24 protein-coding genes are annotated in these 21,455 nt (G+C 70.0%); 2 read left to right on the top strand and 22 right to left on the bottom strand.

Translation table 11 applies throughout. From position 1 onward, the window contains the following. Nucleotides 1–123 precede the first annotated feature (123 nt). Entirely contained in the window at nt 124–429 is a 306-nt protein-coding gene (locus TR48_RS30925) for a putative signal transducing protein (protein WP_042373605.1), read from the top strand. Nucleotides 430–437: 8 nt separating this feature from the next. Here TR48_RS30925 and murA read toward each other — a convergent pair whose 3' ends face one another. Further along, complete coding sequence (gene murA / locus TR48_RS30920) at nt 438–1,718, bottom strand: UDP-N-acetylglucosamine 1-carboxyvinyltransferase (RefSeq protein WP_042373580.1); 1,281 nt, start codon at nt 1,716–1,718, stop codon at nt 438–440. A gap of 579 nt (nt 1,719–2,297) precedes the next feature. Here murA and TR48_RS46445 point away from each other — a divergent pair. Further along, nucleotides 2,298–2,420 (top strand): hypothetical protein, encoded by a 123-nt coding sequence (locus tag TR48_RS46445; RefSeq protein WP_268873610.1) that lies wholly within the window; start codon nt 2,298–2,300, stop codon nt 2,418–2,420. Between the two features lie 3 nt (nt 2,421–2,423). Here TR48_RS46445 and TR48_RS30910 read toward each other — a convergent pair whose 3' ends face one another. The 21 genes from TR48_RS30910 to rho all read right to left on the bottom strand — a co-directional run. Then, the gene (locus tag TR48_RS30910) at nt 2,424–2,996 is read right to left on the bottom strand and encodes a cob(I)yrinic acid a,c-diamide adenosyltransferase (protein WP_042373578.1); all 573 of its coding nucleotides are present in this window, start codon (nt 2,994–2,996) and stop codon (nt 2,424–2,426) included. Between the two features lie 22 nt (nt 2,997–3,018). Next, a complete protein-coding gene (locus tag TR48_RS30905; protein WP_042373577.1) occupies nt 3,019–3,468 on the bottom strand; it encodes a MarR family winged helix-turn-helix transcriptional regulator in 450 nt (149 codons plus the stop codon). Nucleotides 3,469–3,472: 4 nt separating this feature from the next. Next, nucleotides 3,473–3,940, bottom strand: coding sequence for a DUF2550 domain-containing protein (locus TR48_RS30900; protein ID WP_042373576.1), 468 nt, complete (start codon nt 3,938–3,940; stop codon nt 3,473–3,475). Between the two features lie 164 nt (nt 3,941–4,104). Further along, complete coding sequence (locus TR48_RS30895) at nt 4,105–4,476, bottom strand: F0F1 ATP synthase subunit epsilon (RefSeq protein ID WP_042373575.1); 372 nt, start codon at nt 4,474–4,476, stop codon at nt 4,105–4,107. Between the two features lie 112 nt (nt 4,477–4,588). Then, complete coding sequence (gene atpD / locus TR48_RS30890) at nt 4,589–6,034, bottom strand: F0F1 ATP synthase subunit beta (protein WP_042373573.1); 1,446 nt, start codon at nt 6,032–6,034, stop codon at nt 4,589–4,591. Between the two features lie 4 nt (nt 6,035–6,038). Beyond that, on the bottom strand, nt 6,039–6,950 hold the full coding sequence (locus TR48_RS30885) for a F0F1 ATP synthase subunit gamma (RefSeq protein ID WP_042373571.1): 912 nt from the start codon (nt 6,948–6,950) through the stop codon (nt 6,039–6,041). A gap of 25 nt (nt 6,951–6,975) precedes the next feature. Further along, nucleotides 6,976–8,550, bottom strand: a complete 1,575-nt coding sequence (gene atpA, locus TR48_RS30880; protein ID WP_042373569.1) for a F0F1 ATP synthase subunit alpha — start codon at nt 8,548–8,550, stop codon at nt 6,976–6,978. A gap of 137 nt (nt 8,551–8,687) precedes the next feature. Then, nucleotides 8,688–9,503: a F0F1 ATP synthase subunit delta gene (locus tag TR48_RS30875; protein ID WP_042373567.1), complete on the bottom strand. Its 816-nt coding sequence runs from the start codon at nt 9,501–9,503 to the stop codon at nt 8,688–8,690. Further along, on the bottom strand, nt 9,500–10,051 hold the full coding sequence (locus TR48_RS30870; RefSeq protein WP_042373566.1) for a F0F1 ATP synthase subunit B: 552 nt from the start codon (nt 10,049–10,051) through the stop codon (nt 9,500–9,502). The genes TR48_RS30875 and TR48_RS30870 overlap by 4 nt, the downstream gene beginning before the upstream one ends. Before the next feature lie 38 nt (nt 10,052–10,089). After that, the gene (atpE, locus tag TR48_RS30865; RefSeq protein ID WP_042373565.1) at nt 10,090–10,341 is read right to left on the bottom strand and encodes an ATP synthase F0 subunit C; all 252 of its coding nucleotides are present in this window, start codon (nt 10,339–10,341) and stop codon (nt 10,090–10,092) included. 86 nt (nt 10,342–10,427) lie between these two features. Beyond that, a complete protein-coding gene (gene atpB / locus TR48_RS30860; RefSeq protein WP_042373564.1) occupies nt 10,428–11,240 on the bottom strand; it encodes a F0F1 ATP synthase subunit A in 813 nt (270 codons plus the stop codon). 190 nt (nt 11,241–11,430) lie between these two features. After that, complete coding sequence (locus tag TR48_RS30855; protein WP_042373563.1) at nt 11,431–11,853, bottom strand: Cg1360 family ATP-synthase-associated protein; 423 nt, start codon at nt 11,851–11,853, stop codon at nt 11,431–11,433. Nucleotides 11,854–11,986: 133 nt separating this feature from the next. Further along, nucleotides 11,987–13,363, bottom strand: coding sequence for an MraY family glycosyltransferase (locus TR48_RS30850; protein WP_084729902.1), 1,377 nt, complete (start codon nt 13,361–13,363; stop codon nt 11,987–11,989). A gap of 122 nt (nt 13,364–13,485) precedes the next feature. Beyond that, nucleotides 13,486–14,775: a serine hydroxymethyltransferase gene (gene glyA, locus TR48_RS30845; protein WP_042373561.1), complete on the bottom strand. Its 1,290-nt coding sequence runs from the start codon at nt 14,773–14,775 to the stop codon at nt 13,486–13,488. Nucleotides 14,776–14,840: 65 nt separating this feature from the next. Next, entirely contained in the window at nt 14,841–15,479 is a 639-nt protein-coding gene (locus tag TR48_RS30840) for an arsenate reductase/protein-tyrosine-phosphatase family protein (RefSeq protein WP_236652414.1), read from the bottom strand. 44 nt (nt 15,480–15,523) lie between these two features. Further along, nucleotides 15,524–16,171 carry an L-threonylcarbamoyladenylate synthase gene (locus tag TR48_RS30835; protein ID WP_042373559.1) on the bottom strand — a complete coding sequence of 216 codons (648 nt, stop codon included), beginning with the start codon at nt 16,169–16,171 and terminating at the stop codon, nt 15,524–15,526. Between the two features lie 15 nt (nt 16,172–16,186). Continuing rightward, entirely contained in the window at nt 16,187–17,053 is an 867-nt protein-coding gene (prmC, locus tag TR48_RS30830) for a peptide chain release factor N(5)-glutamine methyltransferase (protein WP_042373557.1), read from the bottom strand. A 61-nt stretch (nt 17,054–17,114) separates the two neighbouring features. Further along, entirely contained in the window at nt 17,115–18,188 is a 1,074-nt protein-coding gene (gene prfA, locus TR48_RS30825; protein ID WP_042373554.1) for a peptide chain release factor 1, read from the bottom strand. Nucleotides 18,189–18,327: 139 nt separating this feature from the next. Then, complete coding sequence (gene rpmE, locus TR48_RS30820) at nt 18,328–18,546, bottom strand: 50S ribosomal protein L31 (RefSeq protein ID WP_042373553.1); 219 nt, start codon at nt 18,544–18,546, stop codon at nt 18,328–18,330. A 138-nt stretch (nt 18,547–18,684) separates the two neighbouring features. Beyond that, on the bottom strand, nt 18,685–19,722 hold the full coding sequence (locus TR48_RS30815) for an LCP family protein (RefSeq protein ID WP_042373550.1): 1,038 nt from the start codon (nt 19,720–19,722) through the stop codon (nt 18,685–18,687). Between the two features lie 101 nt (nt 19,723–19,823). Then, nucleotides 19,824–21,455 (bottom strand): transcription termination factor Rho (rho, locus tag TR48_RS30810; RefSeq protein WP_052443190.1); only part of this gene is annotated, 1,632 nt, incomplete at its 5' end.

The raw sequence follows: 21,455 nt of genomic DNA, 5'->3' as shown, positions 1-21,455 counted from the left end.
TCCTCCGTGTCGTGTCGTGTGGTGTGGCCCGGTGGCCCGCCGCACGACGAGGATCACCCGCGCACGGCGTCGTGCCTGCGAGGAATCTACACACTTCGCGGCCGTCCGAAGCAGAATGGGAGCGTGATCGCGCTCACCCTGCGGGTGCTGGCACCGTTTCTGGTGGTGGGGGTCCTCGTCCTGCTCCTGCGCTGGACCTGGAGCAAGGGCCATTCGGTCGTGCAGCGCACCCCGGAGTCCGGCGCCCCGGGCGACTACGGCCTGCTGGTCCCGGTCGCCGCCCCGCAGGACGACGCCGCGGCCCTGGCGATCGGCGCGCTCCTCGACGAGGCGGGCATCCGCTACACCCTCGCCAGGACGAAGGCGGGCCCCCGCGTCATGGTCTTCGAGGACGACGCGGAGCGGGCCCGAGCGCTCCTGCGCCCCTAGCTCAGTGGCTACTGCAGTTCGTTCTCGCGGGTGATCTGCGCTCCGAGCGCCCGGAGCTGCTGTTCGAAGCCGGCATAGCCGCGGTCGATGTGGTGGATCTCCGAGACCAGCGTCGTGCCGTCGGCGACCAGGCCGGCCAGGACGAGACCCGCTCCGGCGCGGACGTCGGAGGAGACGACCGGCGCGCCGGAGAGGCGGGGGACGCCCCGCAGCACCGCGTGGTGGCCGTCGGTGCGGACGTCCGCACCGAGGCGAGCGAGCTCCTGGAGGAAGACGAACCGGGCCTCGAAGATGTTCTCCGTGATCATCGCGGTGCCCTCCGCGACCGCGTTCATCGCGGCGAACTGCGGCTGCAGGTCGGTCGCGAAGCCCGGATAGGGCAGCGTCACGACGTCCACCGCGCGCGGGCGACGTTCCATCACCACGCGGAAGCCCTCCGGATCCGCGCTGACCTGCGCGCCGGCCGCGACGAGCTTGTCGAGCGCGATGCGCAGGTGCTCCGCTCGCGCGTGGTCCACGCGCACGTCGCCCATGGTCATCGCCGCGGCCACGCCGAACGTCCCGGCGACGATCCGATCGGGGACGGTCTCGTAGGAGACCGGCAGGAGCCGGTCGACGCCCTGGATCGCGATGGTCGACGTGCCCGCGCCGTCGATCTTCGCGCCCATCGCGACCAGCATCTCGCACAGGTCGACGATCTCGGGCTCGCGGGCCGCGTTGTCGATGACGGTCTCGCCCTTGGCCAGGACCGAGGCCATCAGGATGTTCTCGGTGGCGCCGACGCTCGGGAACTCCAGCTCCACCGCCGCGCCGACGAGGCCGCCGGAGCGGGCCTCCGCGACGAGGAAGCCGTGCTCGGTGGTGATCCGCGCACCCAGCCGGGTCAGGCCGTCGATGTGCATGTCCAGCCCGCGCGAGCCGATCGCGTCGCCGCCGGGCCGGGCGACCCGCACCCGCCCGCAGCGGGCCAGCAGCGGCCCGAGGACGGCGATGGAGGCACGGAACCTGCGCACCAGGTCATAGTCGGCCTCGTGGCCGATCTCACCCGGGACGGCGACGAAGGCCGTGCCGGCGGACTCGTCCGTCCACTCCAGCCGGACCTCGCAACCCATCCGGCGCAGCAGCTCCGCCATGATCTCGACGTCCAGGATCCGCGGCAGGTTGCCGATCCTGAACTCGCCTTCCGCCAGCAGCGTCGCCGCCATCAGCTTGAGTGCGCTGTTCTTCGCGCCGGGCACCCGCACCCGCCCCGCGAGCCGCGCCCCGCCGATCACCCGGAACCGTTCCATGGTCAGGCATCGTACGTTGCGCCCGCCGGCAGCTCCGCCGTCCGAGTGACCCGACGCGCCCACGACTCGTTGAACACGGCGGCCGAAGGTGGGGTGCTGGCTGTAGGAGATCCTCATGCAGGCGATCCCAGCCTGCTCCGCGACGTGCCGGGTCAGACCTTGGTGCGGCAGGTGCCGACCCGTTCGAAGCGTGGTCCGCGCGAGGCGTCGACCTCGACCCGAACGTCGGCAAGTGGCAGCTCTTCCAGCTGGCGGGGGGACGGCCGCTACCGGTTGGCCGACGCGGGAGTCGACGTCGCCGACCGCCACGGAGTGGTCCGGCTCGCCCGGGGAGTGCTTCAGCATCGTGCGGAAGCCCATCTCCCCCACCTGCTCGAGCAGTTCGGGGTCGATGTCGGTCAGGGAGCGGTCCGGGCCGGGGATCCACTTCGGGAAGCCGTCCATCCAGCCGTCGAGGTCTGCGCCCGCGAGGGCGCCCCACATCGCCGTGGGTCACCTCGACGGCCCACGGGTCGGTGCGGTCCAGCTGCCGACGCCGGCGAGGCGGCCATCGCCGCGGGCGTAGAGCGCGAGCACGCCGTGCTGCGCCAGGCCGCGGGCGACAACACCGACGCCGACGTCGCCACGACCACGCGCGTGCTGGGCCGGATGCTGGCGCTCTTCGACGACGTCGACCTGGGCCGGAGCGAGCCGCCCCGCTGAGACCTAGCGGTTCTCCCCCGGCACCCAGAGCACGTCGCCCACCGACGTGTTCGCCGTCCGCGCCAGGATGAACAGCAGGTCGGAGAGGCGGTTGAGGTACTTCGCCGTCAGCGGGTTGATGCCGTCGCCGTACTCCTCGATCGCCGCCCAGGTGCTGCGCTCGGCGCGGCGGACGACCGTGCAGGCCACGTGCAGGTAGGCGGCGCCGGGGGTGCCGCCGGGAAGGATGAAGCTGCGCAGCTTCTCCAGCTCGGCGTTGAAGCGGTCGCAGTCCGCCTCCAGGCGGTCGATGTAGGACTGCTCGACGCGCAGCGGCGGGTACTCGGGGTCCGGGACGATCGGCGTGGCCAGGTCCGCGCCGACGTCGAAGAGGTCGTTCTGAACGCGGGTCAGCACCGCCGCGATCCCCTCGTCGAGCGCGCCGCAGGCCAGGGCGACGCCCAGGGCGGCGTTGGCCTCGTTGGAGTCGGCGTAGGCGGCCAGGCGGGTGTCCGTCTTGCGGGTGCGGCTCATGTCGCCCAGCGCGGTGCTGCCGTCGTCGCCGGTCCGGGTGTAGATACGGGTGAGGTTGACCATGCCCGCAGCCTAACGCCGCCGACTAGTCCCGCAGGGTGGGGTCCAGTCGGGTCAGCAGAGCGCGCAGGGAGGCGCGCTCCGACGCGCTGAGGTGGCCGAGGACCTCCTCGTCCAGGCGCGGGACATGGGCCTCCAGGCCCCGCCGCAGTGCCTCCGCGCCCGTCGCGGTCATCCCGACCAGGTAGGCGCGGCCGTCCTCTGGGTCACGGGTGCGCTCGATCAGGCCCTTGCGTTCCAGCCGGGCGACCAGCTTGGTGGTGCCCGCGGAGGTGAAGCCCATGGTCTCGCCGACGCGGGTGGCCATGCCGTGGGCGCCGGGGAAACGGGCCAGGCGCAGCAGGAACTCGAACTCGGAGCCGTCCAGGCCGGTGGCCTCGGCGATGTCGTGCCGCAGCCGGTCGTTGATCAGCCGGTACACGTTGCCCATCAGGCCCCACAGGACCACGCCCTCGTGCTCGACGAGCTCGTCCATACCGCTATGCGACGTTCACGCGCTGGCCGGGAGGCGCGGCCTCCAGCCAGGCGAGGAAGCCGGTGAGGGCGTCCTCGCTCATCGCGAGCTCCAGCGGCTCGCCCGCGTGCGTGCAGACCAGGACCACCGCGCCGGAGAGGAGCGCCAGCTCCTCCTGCCCCTCGGGCGTGCGCCGCTCGATCACCTCGATCCGCGCGCGCTCCAGCACCCGGCGCGGGCGTGGAGCCCAGCTGAAGACGCGGAACCACTCCACGGAGTCGTTGTTGTAGCGGGCGATCCCGAAGATCCAGCCCTTGCCGCCGGCCTCGCCGGCGGGCTCCCCCGCGACCGGGGGCGGCGGCACGTCCAGGCGCGCCGAACAGTCGAAGGTCCCACCGGGTCTCTGGATCAGACGCCGCCGTACCGCGAAGGCCCCCAGCCCGAGCAGGCAGACCAGCAGCACCGCGATGACGAGTACCACCGCGAGCACCATGCCCGGCTCCCTCCTCGTCGGCCCCCGAGCCGACGTCCTGCCCGCACGTCCGGCGGACGTGGCAGTCTGCTCAACTGATACAGCAGTCCCGGGGTCACCCGTAGGTGCCCCGGGACTGCCGGTGAAGCTCGTGTCGCCTCAGCGCTCGGCGGGTGCCTCGCGCGTCAGCGGCCGGTCGCCGCGAGAAGCCGGACCTCGGCGCGGCGCTGGGCCACGGCCTCGGAGTCGGCCTTCGCGGAGGCCAGGGCCCGCTCGGCGCGGTCGACGTCGATCTCGTCGGCCAGCTCCGCGACCTCGGCCAGGATCGACAGCCGGTTGTCCGCGAAGGACAGCAGGCCGCCGTGCACCGCCGCGACCACCGTGGTGCCGTCCGCCTGGCGGATGGTCACCGGCTGGGGGTCCATAGCGCCCAGGACCGGGGTGTGGTTCGGCTGGATGCCGATGTCACCGGACTTGGTACGGGCAAGGACGATCGTGGCCTCGCCCGACCAGACCTTTCGGTCGGCCGCGACCAGCTCGACGTGCAGCTCAGCCACCGTGGGCTCCTCGGTCTCGACCCCCCGCCGCAAAGCGGGGGTGGGGAAAGAATAACGGGTGGGAAAGGGGCGGACCCAACCAGCGGTCGGGACCGCCCCTTACCCGAAGCGACTACTTCTTGGCGAGCTCGGCGGCGTTGCGCTCGAGGTCGTCGATGCCACCGCACATGAAGAACGCCTGCTCCGGCACCGAGTCGTACTTGCCGTCGGCGATCGCGTTGAACGCGTCGATCGTCTCGGACAGCGGCACGGTGGAGCCGTCGACGCCGGTGAACTGCTTGGCGACGTAGGTGTTCTGCGACAGGAAGCGCTCGATGCGGCGCGCCCGGTTGACGGTGACCTTGTCCTCCTCCGACAGCTCGTCCATACCGAGGATGGCGATGATGTCCTGGAGGTCCTTGTACTTCTGCAGGATCCCCTTGACACGGACGGCCGTGTCGTAGTGGGTCGCCGAGATGTACCGGGGGTCGAGGATGCGGGACGAGGAGTCCAGCGGGTCCACGGCCGGGTAGATGCCCTTCTCCGAGATCGGACGGGAGAGAACCGTCGTCGCGTCGAGGTGGGCGAAGGTGGTGGCCGGGGCCGGGTCGGTCAGGTCGTCCGCGGGGACGTAGATCGCCTGCATCGAGGTGATCGAGTGACCGCGGGTCGAGGTGATGCGCTCCTGGAGCTGGCCCATCTCGTCGGCCAGGTTCGGCTGGTAACCCACCGCGGAGGGCATACGGCCGAGCAGGGTCGACACCTCGGAACCGGCCTGGGTGAACCGGAAGATGTTGTCGATGAAGAGCAGAACGTCCTGCTGCTGAACGTCGCGGAAGTACTCCGCCATGGTCAGCGCCGACAGGGCGACGCGCAGACGGGTGCCCGGCGGCTCGTCCATCTGGCCGAAGACCAGCGCGGTCTTGTCCAGAACGCCCGAGTCGACCATCTCGTGGATGAGGTCGTTACCCTCACGGGTGCGCTCACCGACACCGGCGAAGACCGACACACCACCGAAGTTCTCGGCGACGCGGTAGATCATCTCCTGGATCAGAACGGTCTTGCCGACACCGGCACCACCGAACAGACCGATCTTGCCACCCTGGACGTACGGGGTGAGCAGGTCGATGACCTTGATGCCGGTCTCGAACATCTCGGTCTTCGACTCGAGCTGGTCGAAGTTCGGGGCCTTGCGGTGGATCGGCCAGCGCTCGGTGACCTCGGCGTTGAACGCCTCACGGTCGGTGTTGAGCACCTCGCCCAGGGCGTTGAAGACCTTGCCCTTGGTGATGTCGCCGACCGGCACCGAGATCGGGGAGCCGGTGTCGGTGACACCGGCGCCACGGGTCAGGCCGTCGGTGGGCTGCATCGAGATGGCCTTGACCATCCCGTCGCCCAGGTGCTGCGCGACCTCGAGGGTCAGCGTCTTCTTGCCGGTGCCGTCGGGCGCATCCACCTCGACGTGCAGGGCGTTGAACATCTCCGGCATGGCGTCGACGGGGAACTCCACGTCGACGACCGGGCCGATGACCCGCGCGACGCGGCCCGTCGCCGTGGCCGTCTCTACAGTGGCAGTCATGTGATCAGTCACTCCCCGCGGTCGCGTCGGCCAGGGCGCTCGCGCCACCGACGATCTCGCTGATTTCCTGGGTGATGTCGGCCTGTCGGGCCGTGTTGGCCAGACGCGTGAGCGTCTTGATGAGCTCGCCGGCGTTGTCGGTCGCGCTCTTCATCGCGCGGCGGCGGGCGGCGTGCTCGGAAGCAGCCGACTGCAGCAGCGCGTTGTAGATCCTGCTCTCCACGTACCGCGGCAGCAGGGCGTCGAGGACGCCCTCGGCCGACGGCTCGAAGTCGTAGAGCGGGAACGGTCCCTGCTCCTCGGCGTTGGCCTCGGTCTCAGCCAGCGACAGCGGCAGGAGGCGGGCCTCCACCGGGTTCTGGGTGAGCATCGAGACGAACTCCGTGGAGACGATGTGGAGTTCGTCCACGCCGCCCTCAGCCGTGTCCGTGACGAAGGCGTCGATCAGGGCCGCGGACGCCTCCTTGGCGTCCTGGTACGTCGGCTTGTCGGAGAACCCGACCCACGAGCCCGTCACCGTGAGGTTGCGGAACCCGTAGTAGCTGACGCCCTTGCGACCGATGACGTACGTGTCGACCGTCTTGCCCTCGGTCTTGAGCCGCTTGGTCAGCTCCAGCGCCGCCTTGATGGCGTTGCTGGAGTAACCACCGGCCAGACCGCGGTCCGCCGTCACCACGAGCACGGCGGCGCGCGTGGCGTCGACCGGCTCCTGGGTCAGCGGGTGCTTGGCGTTCGACCTCGTCGCGACCGCGGTCACCGCGCGGGTGAGCTCGGTCGCGTACGGGGTGGAGGCGGCCACCGCGCGCTGCGCCTTCATGATGCGCGACGCGGAGATCATCTCCATCGCCTTCGTGATCTTCTTCGTCGCGGTGACAGAGCGGATCCGGCGCTTGTAGACCCGAAGCTGTGCTCCCATGGGTCGTTACGTCCTTTCCGTCTCGTCAGGCGTCTTCGCCGAGCAGCGCACCGGTGTGGGTGGTGAACTCGCGCTTGAAGGCGTTGATCGCCTCGATGAGGGACTCGATCGTGCCGTCCTCGAGCTTCTGCGTCTCGACGATGGTGGTCAGGACGCCCTTGTGCTCGCGGCGCAGGTAGTCCAGGAACTCACGCTCGAACTTGCGGATGTCCGCGACCGGGACGTCGTCCAGGCGACCGGTGGTGCCGGCCCAGATCGAGACGACCTGCTCCTCGACCGGGAACGGCGCGTACTGGCCCTGCTTCAGCAGCTCGACCAGACGGGCGCCACGCTCCAGCTGGGCCTTGGAGGCCGAGTCCAGGTCGGAGGAGAAGGCGGCGAACGCCTCCAGCTCGCGGTACTGGGCCAGGTCCAGGCGCAGACGGCCGGCCACCGACTTCATGGCCTTGATCTGGGCGGAGCCACCGACGCGGGAGACCGAGATGCCGACGTTCACGGCCGGGCGGATGCCGGCGTTGAACAGGTCGGACTCCAGGAAGCACTGGCCGTCGGTGATGGAGATGACGTTGGTCGGGATGTACGCCGAGACGTCGTTGGCCTTGGTCTCGATGATCGGCAGACCGGTCATCGAGCCGGCGCCCAGCTCGTCGGAGAGCTTCGCGCAGCGCTCCAGCAGGCGGGAGTGCAGGTAGAAGACGTCACCCGGGTAGGCCTCGCGGCCCGGCGGACGGCGCAGCAGCAGCGACACGGCGCGGTAGGCCTCGGCCTGCTTCGACAGGTCGTCGAAGATGATCAGGACGTGCTTGCCGTCGTACATCCACTCCTGGCCGATGGCGGAGCCGGTGTAGGGGGCCAGGTACTTGAAGCCCGCCGGGTCCGACGCCGGGGCGGCGACGATGGTGGTGTACTCGAGCGCACCGGCCTCCTCCAGCGCACCGCGAACGGAGGCGATGGTGGAGCCCTTCTGGCCGACGGCGACGTAGATGCAGCGAACCTGCTTCTTCGGGTCGCCCGAGCGCCAGTTGTCGCGCTGGTTGATGATGGTGTCGATCGCCACCGCGGTCTTGCCGGTCTGGCGGTCGCCGATGATCAGCTGACGCTGGCCACGGCCGATCGGGGTCATCGCGTCGATGGCCTTGATGCCGGTCTGCATCGGCTCGTGCACCGACTTGCGGACCATGACGCCCGGAGCCTGCAGCTCCAGCGCGCGGCGGCCGTGGGTCTCGATCTCGCCGAGGCCGTCGATCGGGTTGCCGAGGGGGTCCACCACGCGGCCGAGGTAGCCCTCGCCGACCGGAACGGACAGCACCTCGCCGGTGCGGCGGACCGTCTGGCCCTCCTCGATCGCACCGAACTCGCCGAGGACGACGACACCGATCTCGCGGGTGTCGAGGTTGAGCGCGAGGCCGAGGGTGCCGTCCTCGAACTTCAGCAGCTCGTTGGCCATGACCGAGGGAAGACCCTCGACCTTGGCGATGCCGTCAGCGGTGAAGGTGACGGTGCCGACCTCTTCACGCGAGGCGGCATCCGGCTGGTACGACTGGACGAAGTTGTCCAGCGCGTTCCGGATCTCCTCCGGCCGGATCGTGAGCTCCGCCATCTGGGTTCCCTGCTCTCCTAGTTGCGTCCCGGCCCGCCCATGGAGGGCCGCAAGTATTCGACTCTCGGTCAGGTCCCGCGAACGAGGCTCTGACCGTCCTCTGTTGTGTACCGACCGAGGGTCGGGATGCGGCTTTCTCAGCCGGCCAGGCTCCGGTCCGCGGAGTCGAGACGACCCGCGATGGTGCCCTCGATGATCTCGTCGCCGATCTGGACCCGGACTCCGCCGAGGACCTGCTGGTCCACGTCGAGGTTCAGGTGCACCGGGCGGCCCACCAGGGTCGCCAGGGAGGCGGCGAGGCGCTCCTTCTGCGTGTCCGACATCGGCACCGCGGTGGTCACCAGGGCGACCACGCGACCGCGACGACCGGCGGCCAGACGGGCGTACTCGTCCAGGCCACTCTCCAGGCTACGACCACGCGGCTGCGTCACCAGGGCGGTGACCAGCGCGACGGTCACGGCCTTGGCCTTGCCGCCGAGCAGGTCGCGCACCAGCTCCGCCTTGGCGGAGGGAGCGGCAGCGCTGTCGGTCAGCGCGGAGCGCAGAGCCACGTCGCCGGCGACGATGCGGCCGAAGCGGAACAGCTCGTCCTCGACGTCGTCCAGCTCGTTCGCCTTGTCGGCGCTGATGATCAGCGCCAGGGCGCCCAGCTGCTCGGTCGCGTCCGACAGGTCGCGGCCGGCGCTCCAGCGGGAGCGGACCATGCCCGAGAGCAGGTCGACCGTCTCCGCGCCGACCTTGCCCGTGAGCAGGTTGGCGACCAGGTCGGCCTTGGCCTGACCGGGGGTGGCCGGGTCCGTCAGGATGCGCCGCAGCGAGACCTCGCGGTCCAGCACCCGGGTGACGTCCAGCAGGTCGCCCGCCAGCGCGGCGAGGTCGACGGACGTGTTGTCCGTCAGCGCCTCGAGACGCTCACGCGCGGCCGCGGTGGACTGCCGGGTCGAGCCGCTCACTTGGCACCCGCCGACTCCGCTGCCTTGGCTTCGAGCTCGTCAAGGAAGCGGTCGATGGTGCGGCTCTGGCGGGCGGAGTCCTCGAGGGACTCGCCGACGACCTTGCCGGCCAGTTCGAGCGAGATGCGGCCGATGTCGTGCCGCAGCGCGGTGGTCACCTGACCACGGGTGCGCTCGATCTCCGCCTGGGCGTGGGCGACGGTGATCGCAGCCTGACGCTGCGCCTCCTCGCGGGCCTCGGCGATGATCATGGATCCCTGCTCACGGGCGTGCTCGGTGATCCGAGCGGCCTCGTGACGGGCCTCCGCGAGCTGGGCCTTGTACTCCTCCAGCGTCCGGGTGGCCTCGGCCTGCGCCTCAGCCGCCCGCTCCAGGCCACCCTCGATCGCGTCGCGCCGCTCCTCCAGAGTCTTCTGGATGTTGGGCAGGAGCTTCTTGCCGAGGACGCCGAAGACGATGAAGAAGGCGATCAGGCCGATGATCAGCTCAGCGGTGTCCGGGATCAGGGGGTTCTGCGGCCCGGACTCAGCCAAATACTGGCTCAGCATGTCTCTACCTTTCGTCGAGCGTGGCTACTGGGTTCGACTCAGGCCGTGAAGATGAACGGAACGACCAGGCCGAGGAGGGCCAGAACCTCACACAGGGCGAAGCCGAGGAACATGTTCTGGCGGATGATCGGCATGGCCTCGGGCTGACGCGCCATGGCCTCGATGGAGTGACCGAAGACCAGACCGATACCGACACCCGGGCCGATGGCGGCCAGGCCGTAGGCGACGGCACCCAGGTTGCCCTTGACGCCGGTGGCGGCAGCGGCGAGGTCGACGAGCTGAGCAGACATGGTGACCCTTGTCCTTCTTGTGATGCGATCCGACAGGGGGCTTCCCGCCGGAAGTCTGATGATTGGTACGAGCTAACGCGCGAGGATCAGTGACCCTCTTCGAGCGCTCCGCTGATGTAGAGCGAAGCGAGCAGGGTGAAGATGTAGGCCTGCAGGAACTGGATCAGAACCTCGAAGGCGGTCATGCCGATGGCCAGCACGAACGAGCCGCCCGAGAACAGGGCGTAGATCGAGGGCGTCAGCAGGTACCAGGTGGCGGCGCTGAACATCACGATCAGCATGTGGCCGGCGAACATGTTGGCCCACAGTCGCACCGCGAGGGTGAACGGGCGGGTGATGACGTTCTGGAGGAACTCCAGGACGACGATCAGCGGAACCAGCGGCTTGGGCAGGCCCGAAATGATCGTCAGGTGCTTCCACCCGCCGACGAACCCGTGCGTCTTGAAGGTGAGGTACATGTACGTGATCCACACCAGTGCGGCCAGTGCCACGGGGTACGCGAAGCGCGAGGCCACCGGGAACTGGGCGAACGGGATGATGGACATGATGTTCATGATCCACACGAAGAAGAAGATCGACGCGAGGAAGGGGACGAACTTGTCGCCCTTCTTGCCGATCACTTCACGCGCGATGCTGCGGGCGATGAAGTTGTAGCCGATCTCACCGACCAGCTGCAGCTTGCCCGGAACCAGCTTCGGCTTCCGGAACGCGGCCCAGAAGAAGCCGACCACCAGCACCATGCAGATGATCGCCAGCAGCATCGGCTTCGTGAAGTGGAAGCTCCCGATGCTGAAGATCGGCTTGAAGTTGAAGGAGTCCAGCCCGGGGGCCGGGAAACCGCATCCAGAGGGGGTGATGTGACACCCGCTCGCCAAGAGCGTCGTGGAGGGGCTACTCACCCTTGACTCCTTCGTCGTGAAGCATCAGAACTGCAACCTTGTGTGTCGGCGCGACGGCGGCCGCCGCGTTGGCACCGTGATCGGGTTGACCGGAGCCGCACACGCCGCTTGACGCTCGTGGTCGCGCAGGGGGCTCCGGAATCCGGACGATAGCAGATGTCTTGGTACTACCTTTACGCGGGCCTTACGTTCAGTCCTTGCCGTCAGGCTTGGACCCGGCCGAGGGATCGACGTAGAGGGTTTTGCTCTTCATGGTGAACCAGACCTGCCCGCCCACCCAGGCCAGCAGCGTTGCCAGCAGGGAGAAGCCGAAGGCCTTGCCGTTGAAGAACGAGGCGTGCTTGAAGACCACGATGAAGACGCCCGCGAGCAGCATCTGCACCGCGTAGACCAGCAGTCCGCTGGTGAGGACCAGCTGAGGCTTGTCCCGGGTGAGTCTCATCAGTGCCGCGAACCCGCCCGCGAAGACCACCGCGACCACCGCGAGCGCCACCAAGGCGCCGATCAGCCCCTTGGAGCCGGCCAGAACGGTGCTGAGCACCGCGGCGACGATCCACACCGGCGTCGCCACGAGGGCGCAGCCGCGCAGGATCCGGGCGTCGCTGGACAGCATCGTCAAGGCTCCGGGGGGTGGGGGTCGTGCGGACGATCAGGAGGAGACGGGGCCCGAACGACCTTCTCCCATAAGGTCCTTCGGCAGCTCTCCTGATGTCGTGAACGATATCACAAGCTATTTGGTGCAGTCTTTACTTTCTTGGTGTGCTCCTTGACACACGCTCTGCACCACTGCCGGATCGTCCCGATGTGCCCGAATGGCGACGCAGCGCGTGCGCGCCGGTCCCGATCCTGTCCAACAGGTTCTCATCTGCGACGGAGGCCGTCACACCTGCCGGAATGGAGCCGTCCGCGATCTCCTTTACCGTCTCTTCGGTAAGAACATCCCTTACCTTTACGCTCCGGCGGTACCGGGGCGGAACGAAGCGCTCCACCATGCGCGGCGCGTGCGGCCGGAACCGCGGGAAGAGCAGCATCAGGATGCCGAGAACCAGCAGGCCGAGCAGCACGTTGAGGGCGAGCCGCTCGGTGCGGTCGACCGAGAAGGCCACCGTGCCGAAGGCGAGCAGCGCGGCCCAGAAATACATGATCAATACAGCGCGGCTGTGGGAATGGCCGAGTTGCAGCAGTCGGTGGTGCAGATGCTGTTTGTCCGCGGCGAATGGGGACTTTCCCGCCCAAGTGCGGCGCACCACCGCGAGAATGAGATCCGCGAGCGGAATGGCGATCACGGTCAGCGGAAGCAGCAGCACGATGTAGATCGGCACCATCGCGTGCACCGCGGTGGTCTGGCTGCCGCCGCTCTGCGCGGTGATCACGTCGGGGTCGACCCGGCCGGTCACCGAGATCATGCAGACCGAGAGCACGAGGCCGAGCAGCAGTGCGCCCGAGTCCCCCATGAAGATCCGCGCGGGATGGAAGTTGTGCGGCAGGAAGCCCAGCACCATGCCGACCAGGATCACGCTGAACAGCGCGGCCGGCGCCGCGTCCGGCACCGAGAAGCCGTACCAGAGCCGGTAGGCGTAGACGAAGAAGGCCATGGCCGCGATGCAGACCATGCCGGCCGCCAGGCCGTCCAGGCCGTCGATGAAGTTCACCGCGTTCACGCTTATGACCACCAGCGCGACGGTGATGAAGGAACCCCAGGTGTCCGTGACGGCGACGGTGCCCACACCGGGGATCGGCAGCCAGAGCACGGTCAGGCCCTGGTAGACCATGACGCCGGCGGCGACCATCTGGCCGCCGAGCTTCACCAGCGCGTCGACGCCCCACTTGTCGTCGAGCACGCCCAGCACCCACATGATGGTCGCGCCGGACAGCAGGGCCGGCACGTCGCTGGAGTTCTGGAAGACGGCGTGCAGGGCCGACAGATGGTCCGCGGTGAGCAGACCGGCGCACAGACCGCCGAACATGGCGATGCCGCCGAGTCGTGGCGTCGGCTCCTTGTGCACGTCGCGATCGCGGACGGCCGGCATGGCGCCCGCGATGATGGCGAACTTCCGTGCCGGACCGGTCAGCAGGTAGGTCACCGCGGCGGTCACGCAGAGCGTCAGCAGGAACTCACGCACCAGAGTCCTCCTGTGCTGCGCTGGACACCCCCGTGACAACGGCAGAGCATAGCCGCCTTGCCTTGGGCGCGAGATGGCTGTGCGCTCGGGAATGGAGGTGCGTCACGTGCACACCCTATTCATCAGGACGTCGAGTTCCCGCATTGCGGTTTTGTCGACAGGCTGGGAAAGCGCTGGGCGAGGGATTCCACACGCTGCGTGACGGATTCCCCGGTCCTCCCGGTGGCGGCCGCGTGGATCAGGTCGGCGATCTCGGTCATCTCCGGCTCGGCCATGCCCACGGAGGTCGCGCTCAGCGTCCCCATCCGCAGCCCCGAGGCCGAGGCGGGCGGCACGTCCTCGTAGGGCACCGCGCAGTGGCCCAGCAGCAGCCCCGCGCTCTCGCACCGCCGCTCGACCTCCCGGCCGGTCAGACCGAGGCCACGGGCGTCCACGGTGACCAGGTGGGTGTCGGTCCCACCGGTGAGCGGGCGCAGCCCGTGGCCCTCCAGCTCCGCCGCGAGCCGCCGCGCGTTCGCCACGGCCCGCTGCGCGTACCCGCGGAAGGCGGGCGTGGCCGCCCGGCCGAGCACGTACGCCTTGGCGGCGAGCTGGTTGACCATCGGGCCGCCCTGGATGAACGGGAACACCGCCCGGTCCACCCGCTCGGCCAGCTCCCGCGTGCTCAGGATCAGCCCGCCGCGCGGGCCGCCCAGCACCTTGTGGGTGACGCCGCAGACCACGTCCGCGTACGGCACGGGCGACGGGATCACCCCGGCGGCGGAGAGACCGAGGGTCTGCGCGGCGCCCGCGACGAGGTACGCGCCGACCTCGTCCGCGACGGCCCGGAAGCCCTCCCAGTCGATGACGCGCGGATAGGAGATCGCCCCCGCGACGATCACCTTCGGCCGTCGCGCCCGCGCCTGCTCCCGCACCTGGTCGAGGTCGATCAGCCCGTCGCGCTCGCGCACCCCGTACGCGGAGACGGAGAACCAGCGTCCGGAGAAGTTCGCGGAGGAGCCGTGGGTCAGGTGGCCGCCGTGTTTGAGGGACATGGCCAGCACGGCGTCCCCCGGCCGCAGCAGGGCCGCGGCGGCGGCGAGCATGGCGATGGAGCCGGAGTAGGGCTGCACGTTCGCGTGATCGGCCCCGAACAGCGCCTTCGCGCGGGCCACGGCCAGGGTCTCCACGTCGTCGGCCGGCCCGCACCCGGTGTGGTGCCGCCGCTCGGGGTACCCCTCGGCGTACTTGTCCGCGAACGCGCTCCCCAGCAGCGCCAGGACGCCGGGCGACTCCGGGTTCTCCCCGGCGAGGAGGTTGACCTGCCGGCGACGCCGGTCGCCCTCGGCGGCCACGAGCGCGTCGAGGTCGGGGTCCGGCACGTCGGCCAGACCCGCGTTCGTGGACTCGTCACTGGTCGCCAGGGTCGCCATGGCCGCATGCACCTCCGGTGGTCACGGTACGCCGAGCCGGAGGTTGCAGCACGCCCGGAACAGGCTCAGACCCGCACCCGGCTGACGCCTGTCAGGGCGGTGACGATCGGATCCAGGGCGTCGAAGATCTCCTCGCCGCAGTTGCGGAACATCCCGAGCGGTGCGCCGTACGGGTCATCGACCTCGTCGGCCTCCGGGGAGGCCGCCAGGAGCCAGCCGCGCAGCGCAGCGGCCGCGCGGACGAGGACGCGGGCGCGCTCGGCCAGGGCGCCCTCCCCGACCGAGTCCGGCAGGGTCGCCGGGTCGATGGCGCGGACGAGGCGGGTGAACTCCTTCAGGGTGAAGGTGCGCAGGCCGGCGTCGTGGCCCATGGAGATCACCTGGGCCCGGTGGTCGCGGGTGGCCGTCAGCACCAGGTCCGCGTCGATGACGTGGTCGTCGAGCAGCTCGCGCCCGACGAAGCCGGAGGAGTCCGCGCCGAACTCGGCGAGGATCTCAGCGGCGTGTGACTCCATCGGGGCGCCCTCGTGGCCCCAGGTGCCGGCGCTCTCGACCGATATCTCGGTCTCCGCGCCGTCCCCGAGACGGAGCGTCAGCTCATGACGGGTCAGCCGCTCGGCCATGGGCGAGCGGCAGACTCCGCCGGTGCAGACGTAGAGGATCCGGAACGCGCCGGAGCGATGGCCCGCGACCTCGTGGTGCAGGCGCGGGAGGGGACGTATCGGCGGCCGGAGGCGATGGCGCCCGGTCAACTGCCGGCCTCCACGTCTGGTACGACCTCGCGGAGCTGCTCCAGGGAGACCGCGCCGGCACGACGCAGGACGGGGATCTTGCCGGTGACGTCGACGATCGTGGACGGCACGGCGTGGTCGGCGCGGCCGCCGTCGAGGTAGACGGACACGGACTGACCGAGCTGCTCCTCGGCCTCGTCACAGGTGGCCGGGGACGGGCCGCCGGTCAGGTTCGCGCTGGAGACGGCAAGCGGTCCGGTGGTGTTCAGCAGCTCGATGGCGACCGGGTGCAGCGGCATGCGGACGGCGACGGTGCCACGGGTGTCGCCCAGGTCCCAGCGCAGCGACGGCTGGTGACGGGCGACCAGGGTGAGACCGCCCGGCCAGAACGCGTCGACGAGCTCCCAGGCGGACTCGGAGAAGTCGGTGACCAGGCCGTGCAGCGTCGTCGGCGAGCCGACCAGCACGGGGCTGGGCATGCTCCGGCCGCGGCCCTTGGCCGCGAGCAGCTCGCCCACGGCCTCCGCGGAGAAGGCGTCGGCCGCCAGACCGTAGACGGTGTCGGTGGGGATGACCACCAGCTCGCCCCGGCGGATCGCGGAGGCGGCCTCACGCAGACCGGCGGCGCGCTCGGTCGCGTCGGAGCAGTCGTAGCGACGACTCATCGGTGGATCCCTTCCCTACAGGACGGCGCGGCGCGCGGTGGCGAAGCGGGGGCGGTTGTTCAGGTCGCGGTGGTCGGCGGCGTCGGTCCAGCCGTCCTCCTCGCGGAAGATCCAGGGGACGACCCCGCCCTGGGTGTCCGCGTGCTCGACGACGACGACTCCCCCGGGCCGCAGCAGGCGCGCGGCGACGCGCTCGATGCCGCGGATGGTGTGGAGTCCGTCCTCGCCGGAGAAGAGTGCCATCTCCGGGTCGTGGTCGCGAGCCTCCGGAGCGACGTATTCCCACTCGGTCAGCGGGATGTACGGCGGGTTGCTGATGACCAGGTCGAACTGGCCGCTCAGCTCCGGGCGGTCCTCGAAGGCGCGGGTGGCGTCGCCCTGGAGCAGCTCGATCCGGGCGGCGTCCGGGCTGGCGTCGACGTTGCGACGGGCCCAGGCGTAGGCGTCCTCGGAGAGCTCGACGGCGTGCACGCGGCTGCGCGGCACCTCCTGCGCCAGCGCCAGGGCGATCGCGCCGGAGCCGGTGCACAGGTCGACCACCATCGGCTCGGCGACGTCCATGTCGCGCAGCGCGTCTATCGCCCAGCCGACCACCGACTCGGTCTCCGGCCGCGGCACGAAGACGCCCGGACCGACCTGGAGCTCCAGGTAGCGGAAGAAGGCCCGGCCGGTGATGTGCTGCAGCGGCTCGCGCGCCTCGCGGCGGGAGATGACCTCCCAGTAGCGGGCGTCGAAGTCGGCGTCCTTGACGCTGTGCAGCTCGCCGCGCTTGACGTCGTGGACGTACGCCGCGAGCTCCTCCGCGTCGAACCGCGGCGAGGGCACACCGGCATCGGCCAACCGCTGGGTGGCTCGGGCCACCTCGGCGAGGAGGAGGTTCACGTCGCGCCTCTCTTAGCGGACTTGAGCGGTCCGGCGGGGCCTTGCAGCCCCGGCGGGTGGATCAGGTGGCCTCGGCGAGGCGGGCGGCCGCGTCCTGGTCGACGGCGGACTGGATCACCGCGTCGAGTTCGCCGCCGAGCACCTGGTCCAGGTTGTACGCCTTGTAGCCGGTGCGGTGGTCGGAGATCCGGTTCTCCGGGAAGTTGTAGGTGCGGATCCGCTCCGAGCGGTCCACGCTGCGCACCTGGCTGCGGCGCGCGTCGCTGGCCGCGGCGTCGGCCTCCTCCTGGAGGGCCGCGAGAATGCGGGAGCGGAGGATGCGCATGGCCTGCTCCTTGTTCTGGAGCTGGCTCTTCTCGTTCTGGCAGGACGCGACGATGCCGGTCGGCAGGTGCGTGATGCGGACGGCGGAGTCGGTGGTGTTGACCGACTGGCCCCCCGGGCCGGACGAGCGGTAGACGTCGATGCGCAGGTCGTTCGCGTTGATCTCGACCTCGACCTCCTCGGCCTCCGGCGTGACCAGCACGCCCGCGGCGGAGGTGTGGATGCGGCCCTGCGACTCCGTGGCAGGCACGCGCTGCACGCGGTGCACGCCGCCCTCGTACTTCAGCCGCGCCCAGACGCCCTGGCCGGGCTCCGGGTTGCCGCCGCGGTACTTCACCGCGACCTGGACGTCCTTGTAGCCGCCGAGGTCGGACTCGTTGGAGTCGATGATCTCGGCCTTCCAGCCCATCTTCTCGGCGTAGCGCAGGTACATCCGCAGCAGGTCGCCGGCGAAGAGCGCGGACTCCTCGCCGCCCTCGCCCGCCTTGACCTCCAGCAGCACGTCCTTGTCGTCGCTCGGGTCGCGCGGGACCAGCAGCAGCCGCAGCCGCTCGGTCAGCTCCTCGCGCTGGGCCTCCAGCGACTTGATCTCGGCGTAGAAGTCCGGGTCGTCGGCGGCGAGCTCGCGGGCCGTCTCGATGTCCTCACCGGCCTGGCGCCAGTCGCGGTAGGCGCGGGTGATCGGCGTCAGCTCGGCGTACCGCTTGGAGAGCTGCCGCGCCGTCGCCGGGTCGGCGTGCACCGCCGGGTCGGCGAGACGCTCCTCCAGCGTCGCGTGCTCGTTCAGGAGCTCCTCGACTGCCTCGAACATGGGAGCTGAGCCTTCTTTCGAACCGAGATGACCGGGATGACCGAGATGACCGGGATGGGCAAGGGGGCCAACGCGAACGGCGCCGACCGGAACGCACCCGCGGAAACCACGGGTACGCCCGGCCGGCGCCGCAAGGCGGTTAGGCCTTGGCGTGCTTCTTGCCGAAGCGGGCCTCGAAGCGGGCCACGCGGCCACCGGTGTCCATGATCTTCTGCTTGCCGGTGTAGAAGGGGTGGCAGGCCGAGCACACCTCGGCGCGGATGACGCCGGAGTTCTCGGTGCTGCGGGTGGTGAACTCGTTGCCACAGGTGCAGGTGACCTGGGTGACCACGTAGGTCGGGTGGATGTCGCGCTTCAAGGGATGCTCCTAGGTTTGCGGGAGGGTTCCGGGTCGGAGGAGCGGACGCTGTCCGTGAACCGGGACCGACGTACCAGTCTGCCAGGACTGGCGCCGTGCTCCAAAACGACCTTGCGCGGGCGGATATTCCGGGCCGTGTCAGCTGTCGGCCGGGTTCTTCGGCTGCAGCTTCATGACCGACGCAGGGACCGGCTGGTCCGCCTTGAGCGCCGACCAGAGCTCGTCCGCCGGCCCCTGGAGGGCCACCAGCCGGTTGGGGTCGCCCGGCGCCGTCGCGGTCGGCATCGTCACGCCGGTGATGTCCGTGGACTTGACGTGTTGCAGGCCCTCGGCGAAGCCGAGCAGCGCGTGCACGGAGCCGAGCGTGGAGTCCGTGGTGACCGAGCCGGTCGCGGCGTCCGCGATCGAGAAGAGCTTGGTCGGGCTGCTGAACAGGTCGAGGTTCTCCACCTGCTTCAGCACCGACTTCACCATCTCCTGCTGGAGCTGTATCCGGCCGAGATCGCTGCCGTCCCCCACGCCGTGCCGCGTGCGCACGAACGCGAGCGCCTCGTCGCCGCCCAGGTGGTGCGTGCCCGCAGGCAGGTGGAGGCCGCTCAGGTCGTCGGCGATGGGGATCGTCGTGGTGACGTCCACGCCGCCGAGAGCGTCGATCAGCTTGGCGAAGCCCGAGAAGTCGACCTCGAGGTAGTGGTTCATGCCCAGACCGGTCATCGACTCGACGGTCCGGACCGCGCAGCTCGCGCCGCCGACCTCGAAGGCGGTGTTGAACATGACGCCGGACGCCGCCGGGTCCTTCCCGCAGGCCGGGCGGTCCACCAGGGCGTCACGGGGGATGGAGACCACCGTGGCGGCCGTGTGCGCCTGGTTGACGTGCACCACCATGGCCGTGTCCGAGCGGGCCGTGCCGTCCGTCTGCCCGCCCGCCAGCTGCCCGTTCGCGCCCGAGCGGGAGTCGGAGCCCAGGACGAGGACGTTCATCGCACCCGAGGCGTCCTGCGCCGGCGGGGTCAGCTCACCGCTCAGGTCGACCGTCTTGAGATTGTGGCTGAGCCTCCAGTACACCCAGCCCGCACCGGCCCCGCAGAGCAGGACCACCACCGCCGCGCACAACGCCAGGATGCGCACGGCGCGACGCGAACGCGTTCCGCGCAGTTTCGCCCACTTGTCGGACATGTCCTCGAAGGTACGTGATGCTCGTTAAAACCCTTCTCAGAAAAACGTGAAACCCCGGGCGGAAAGCCCGGGGTCTCACTCATTCACCGAAAAAGGTGAGATCAGTCGTCCTGACCGGGAGTGGTCTTGGCGATCTGCATCAGGAACTCGGCGTTGCTCTTGGTCTGCTTCATCTTGTCCAGCAGCAGCTCGATCGCCTGCTGCGAGTCGAGCGCGTGCAGCACCCGGCGCAGCTTCCAGACGATCTTGAGCTCCTCGGGGGACATGAGGATCTCTTCCTTGCGGGTGCCGGACGGGTCGACGTCCACCGCCGGGAAGATGCGCTTGTCCGCGAGCTTCCGGTCGAGCTTGAGCTCCATGTTGCCGGTGCCCTTGAACTCCTCGAAGATCACCTCGTCCATGCGCGAGCCGGTCTCGACCAGCGCGGTGGCGAGGATCGTCAGGGAGCCGCCGTTCTCGATGTTGCGCGCGGCGCCGAAGAACTTCTTCGGCGGGTAGAGCGCGGTCGAGTCGACACCACCGGACAGGATGCGGCCGGAGGCCGGCGCCGCCAGGTTGTAGGCGCGGCCCAGACGCGTGATCGAGTCCAGCAGCACGACCACGTCGTGACCCAGCTCCACCAGACGCTTGGCGCGCTCGATGGCGAGCTCGGCGACGGTGGTGTGGTCCTCGGCGGGACGGTCGAAGGTCGAGGAGATGACCTCGCCCTTGACCGAGCGCTGCATGTCCGTGACCTCCTCCGGACGCTCGTCGACGAGGACGACCATCAGGTGGGTCTCGGGGTTGTTGTGGGTGATCGCGTTGGCGATCGCCTGCATGATCATCGTCTTGCCGGTCTTCGGCGGGGCGACGATCAGACCGCGCTGCCCCTTACCGATCGGGGCGACCAGGTCGATGATGCGGGTGGTCAGCACGCCCGGGTCGGTCTCCAGGCGCAGCCGGTCCTGCGGGTACAGCGGCGTGAGCTTGTTGAACTCGGGGCGGTTGCGGGCGCCCTCGGCGTCCGTGCCGTTGACCGAGTCCAGGCGGACCAGCGCGTTGAACTTCTCGCGGCGCTCGCCGTCCTTCGGCTGCTTGACCGCGCCGGTGATGGCGTCGCCCTTGCGCAGGCCGTTCTTGCGGACCTGGGCCAGCGAGACGTAGACGTCGTTCGGCCCGGCCAGGTAGCCCGAGGTGCGGACGAAGGCGTAGTTGTCCAGGATGTCGAGGATGCCCGCGACCGGGATCAGGATGTCGTCCTCGCCGACCTGCGGCTCGGCCACGCCGTCGAAGCGGTCGCCGCGACGGCGGTTGCGGTCGCGGTAACGGCCGCGGCGACGGCCGCCGAACTCGTCGTCCTCGAAGTCGCCGCCGCCCTGCTGGCTCTGGCTCTGCCCCTGCTGCTGACGACCCTGGCGACCGCCCTGGCCGCCGTCCTGCTGACGACCGCCCTGGCTCTGCTGGCCCTGGCCGCCCTCCTGGCCGCCGTCACGACGGTCACGTCGGTTGCGGCGCTCGCGACGGCTCTCGCGACCGTCGCCGCGCTCACCGCGGTCGGCACGCTCGCCACGCTCGCGGGTGTCCGCGCCGGCGGCCTGCGCCTCGGCGGCGGGCTTCTCGGCGACTGCCTTCTCGGCCTTCTCCGTCTTCTCCGCCTGCTTGGCCTGCGCCGGAGCGGCGCCGGCCGACGTCTGCGCGGCCTCGGTCGCGACGGTGGCGGTCGCGGCCCCGCCCTCGGGCGAACCCGCCGGGGC

Source organism: Streptacidiphilus neutrinimicus (assembly GCF_000787815.1).
GTDB classification, from domain to species: Bacteria; Actinomycetota; Actinomycetes; order Streptomycetales; family Streptomycetaceae; genus Streptacidiphilus; species Streptacidiphilus neutrinimicus.
The sequence above is the reverse complement of the archived record's forward strand: the minus strand, read 5'-3'. Positions and strand labels throughout refer to the sequence as shown.

Excerpts from the sequence above, each read along its gene's own strand:
- murA (WP_042373580.1), bottom strand. The coding sequence starts at position 1,718 with ATGGAACGGTTCCGGGTGATCGGCGGGGCGCGGCTCGCGGGGCGGGTG.
- prfA (WP_042373554.1), bottom strand. The coding sequence starts at position 18,188 with ATGTTCGAGGCAGTCGAGGAGCTCCTGAACGAGCACGCGACGCTGGAG.
- atpD (WP_042373573.1), bottom strand. The coding sequence starts at position 6,034 with ATGACTGCCACTGTAGAGACGGCCACGGCGACGGGCCGCGTCGCGCGG.
- glyA (WP_042373561.1), bottom strand. The coding sequence starts at position 14,775 with ATGGCGACCCTGGCGACCAGTGACGAGTCCACGAACGCGGGTCTGGCC.
- TR48_RS30885 (WP_042373571.1), bottom strand. The coding sequence starts at position 6,950 with ATGGGAGCACAGCTTCGGGTCTACAAGCGCCGGATCCGCTCTGTCACC.
- atpA (WP_042373569.1), bottom strand. The coding sequence starts at position 8,550 with ATGGCGGAGCTCACGATCCGGCCGGAGGAGATCCGGAACGCGCTGGAC.
- TR48_RS30835 (WP_042373559.1), bottom strand. The coding sequence starts at position 16,171 with ATGAGTCGTCGCTACGACTGCTCCGACGCGACCGAGCGCGCCGCCGGT.
- atpE (WP_042373565.1), bottom strand. The coding sequence starts at position 10,341 with ATGTCTGCTCAGCTCGTCGACCTCGCCGCTGCCGCCACCGGCGTCAAG.
- TR48_RS30815 (WP_042373550.1), bottom strand. The coding sequence starts at position 19,722 with ATGTCCGACAAGTGGGCGAAACTGCGCGGAACGCGTTCGCGTCGCGCC.
- TR48_RS30910 (WP_042373578.1), bottom strand. The coding sequence starts at position 2,996 with ATGGTCAACCTCACCCGTATCTACACCCGGACCGGCGACGACGGCAGC.
- TR48_RS30905 (WP_042373577.1), bottom strand. The coding sequence starts at position 3,468 with ATGGACGAGCTCGTCGAGCACGAGGGCGTGGTCCTGTGGGGCCTGATG.
- TR48_RS30900 (WP_042373576.1), bottom strand. The coding sequence starts at position 3,940 with ATGGTGCTCGCGGTGGTACTCGTCATCGCGGTGCTGCTGGTCTGCCTG.
- TR48_RS30870 (WP_042373566.1), bottom strand. The coding sequence starts at position 10,051 with ATGCTGAGCCAGTATTTGGCTGAGTCCGGGCCGCAGAACCCCCTGATC.
- TR48_RS30855 (WP_042373563.1), bottom strand. The coding sequence starts at position 11,853 with ATGCTGTCCAGCGACGCCCGGATCCTGCGCGGCTGCGCCCTCGTGGCG.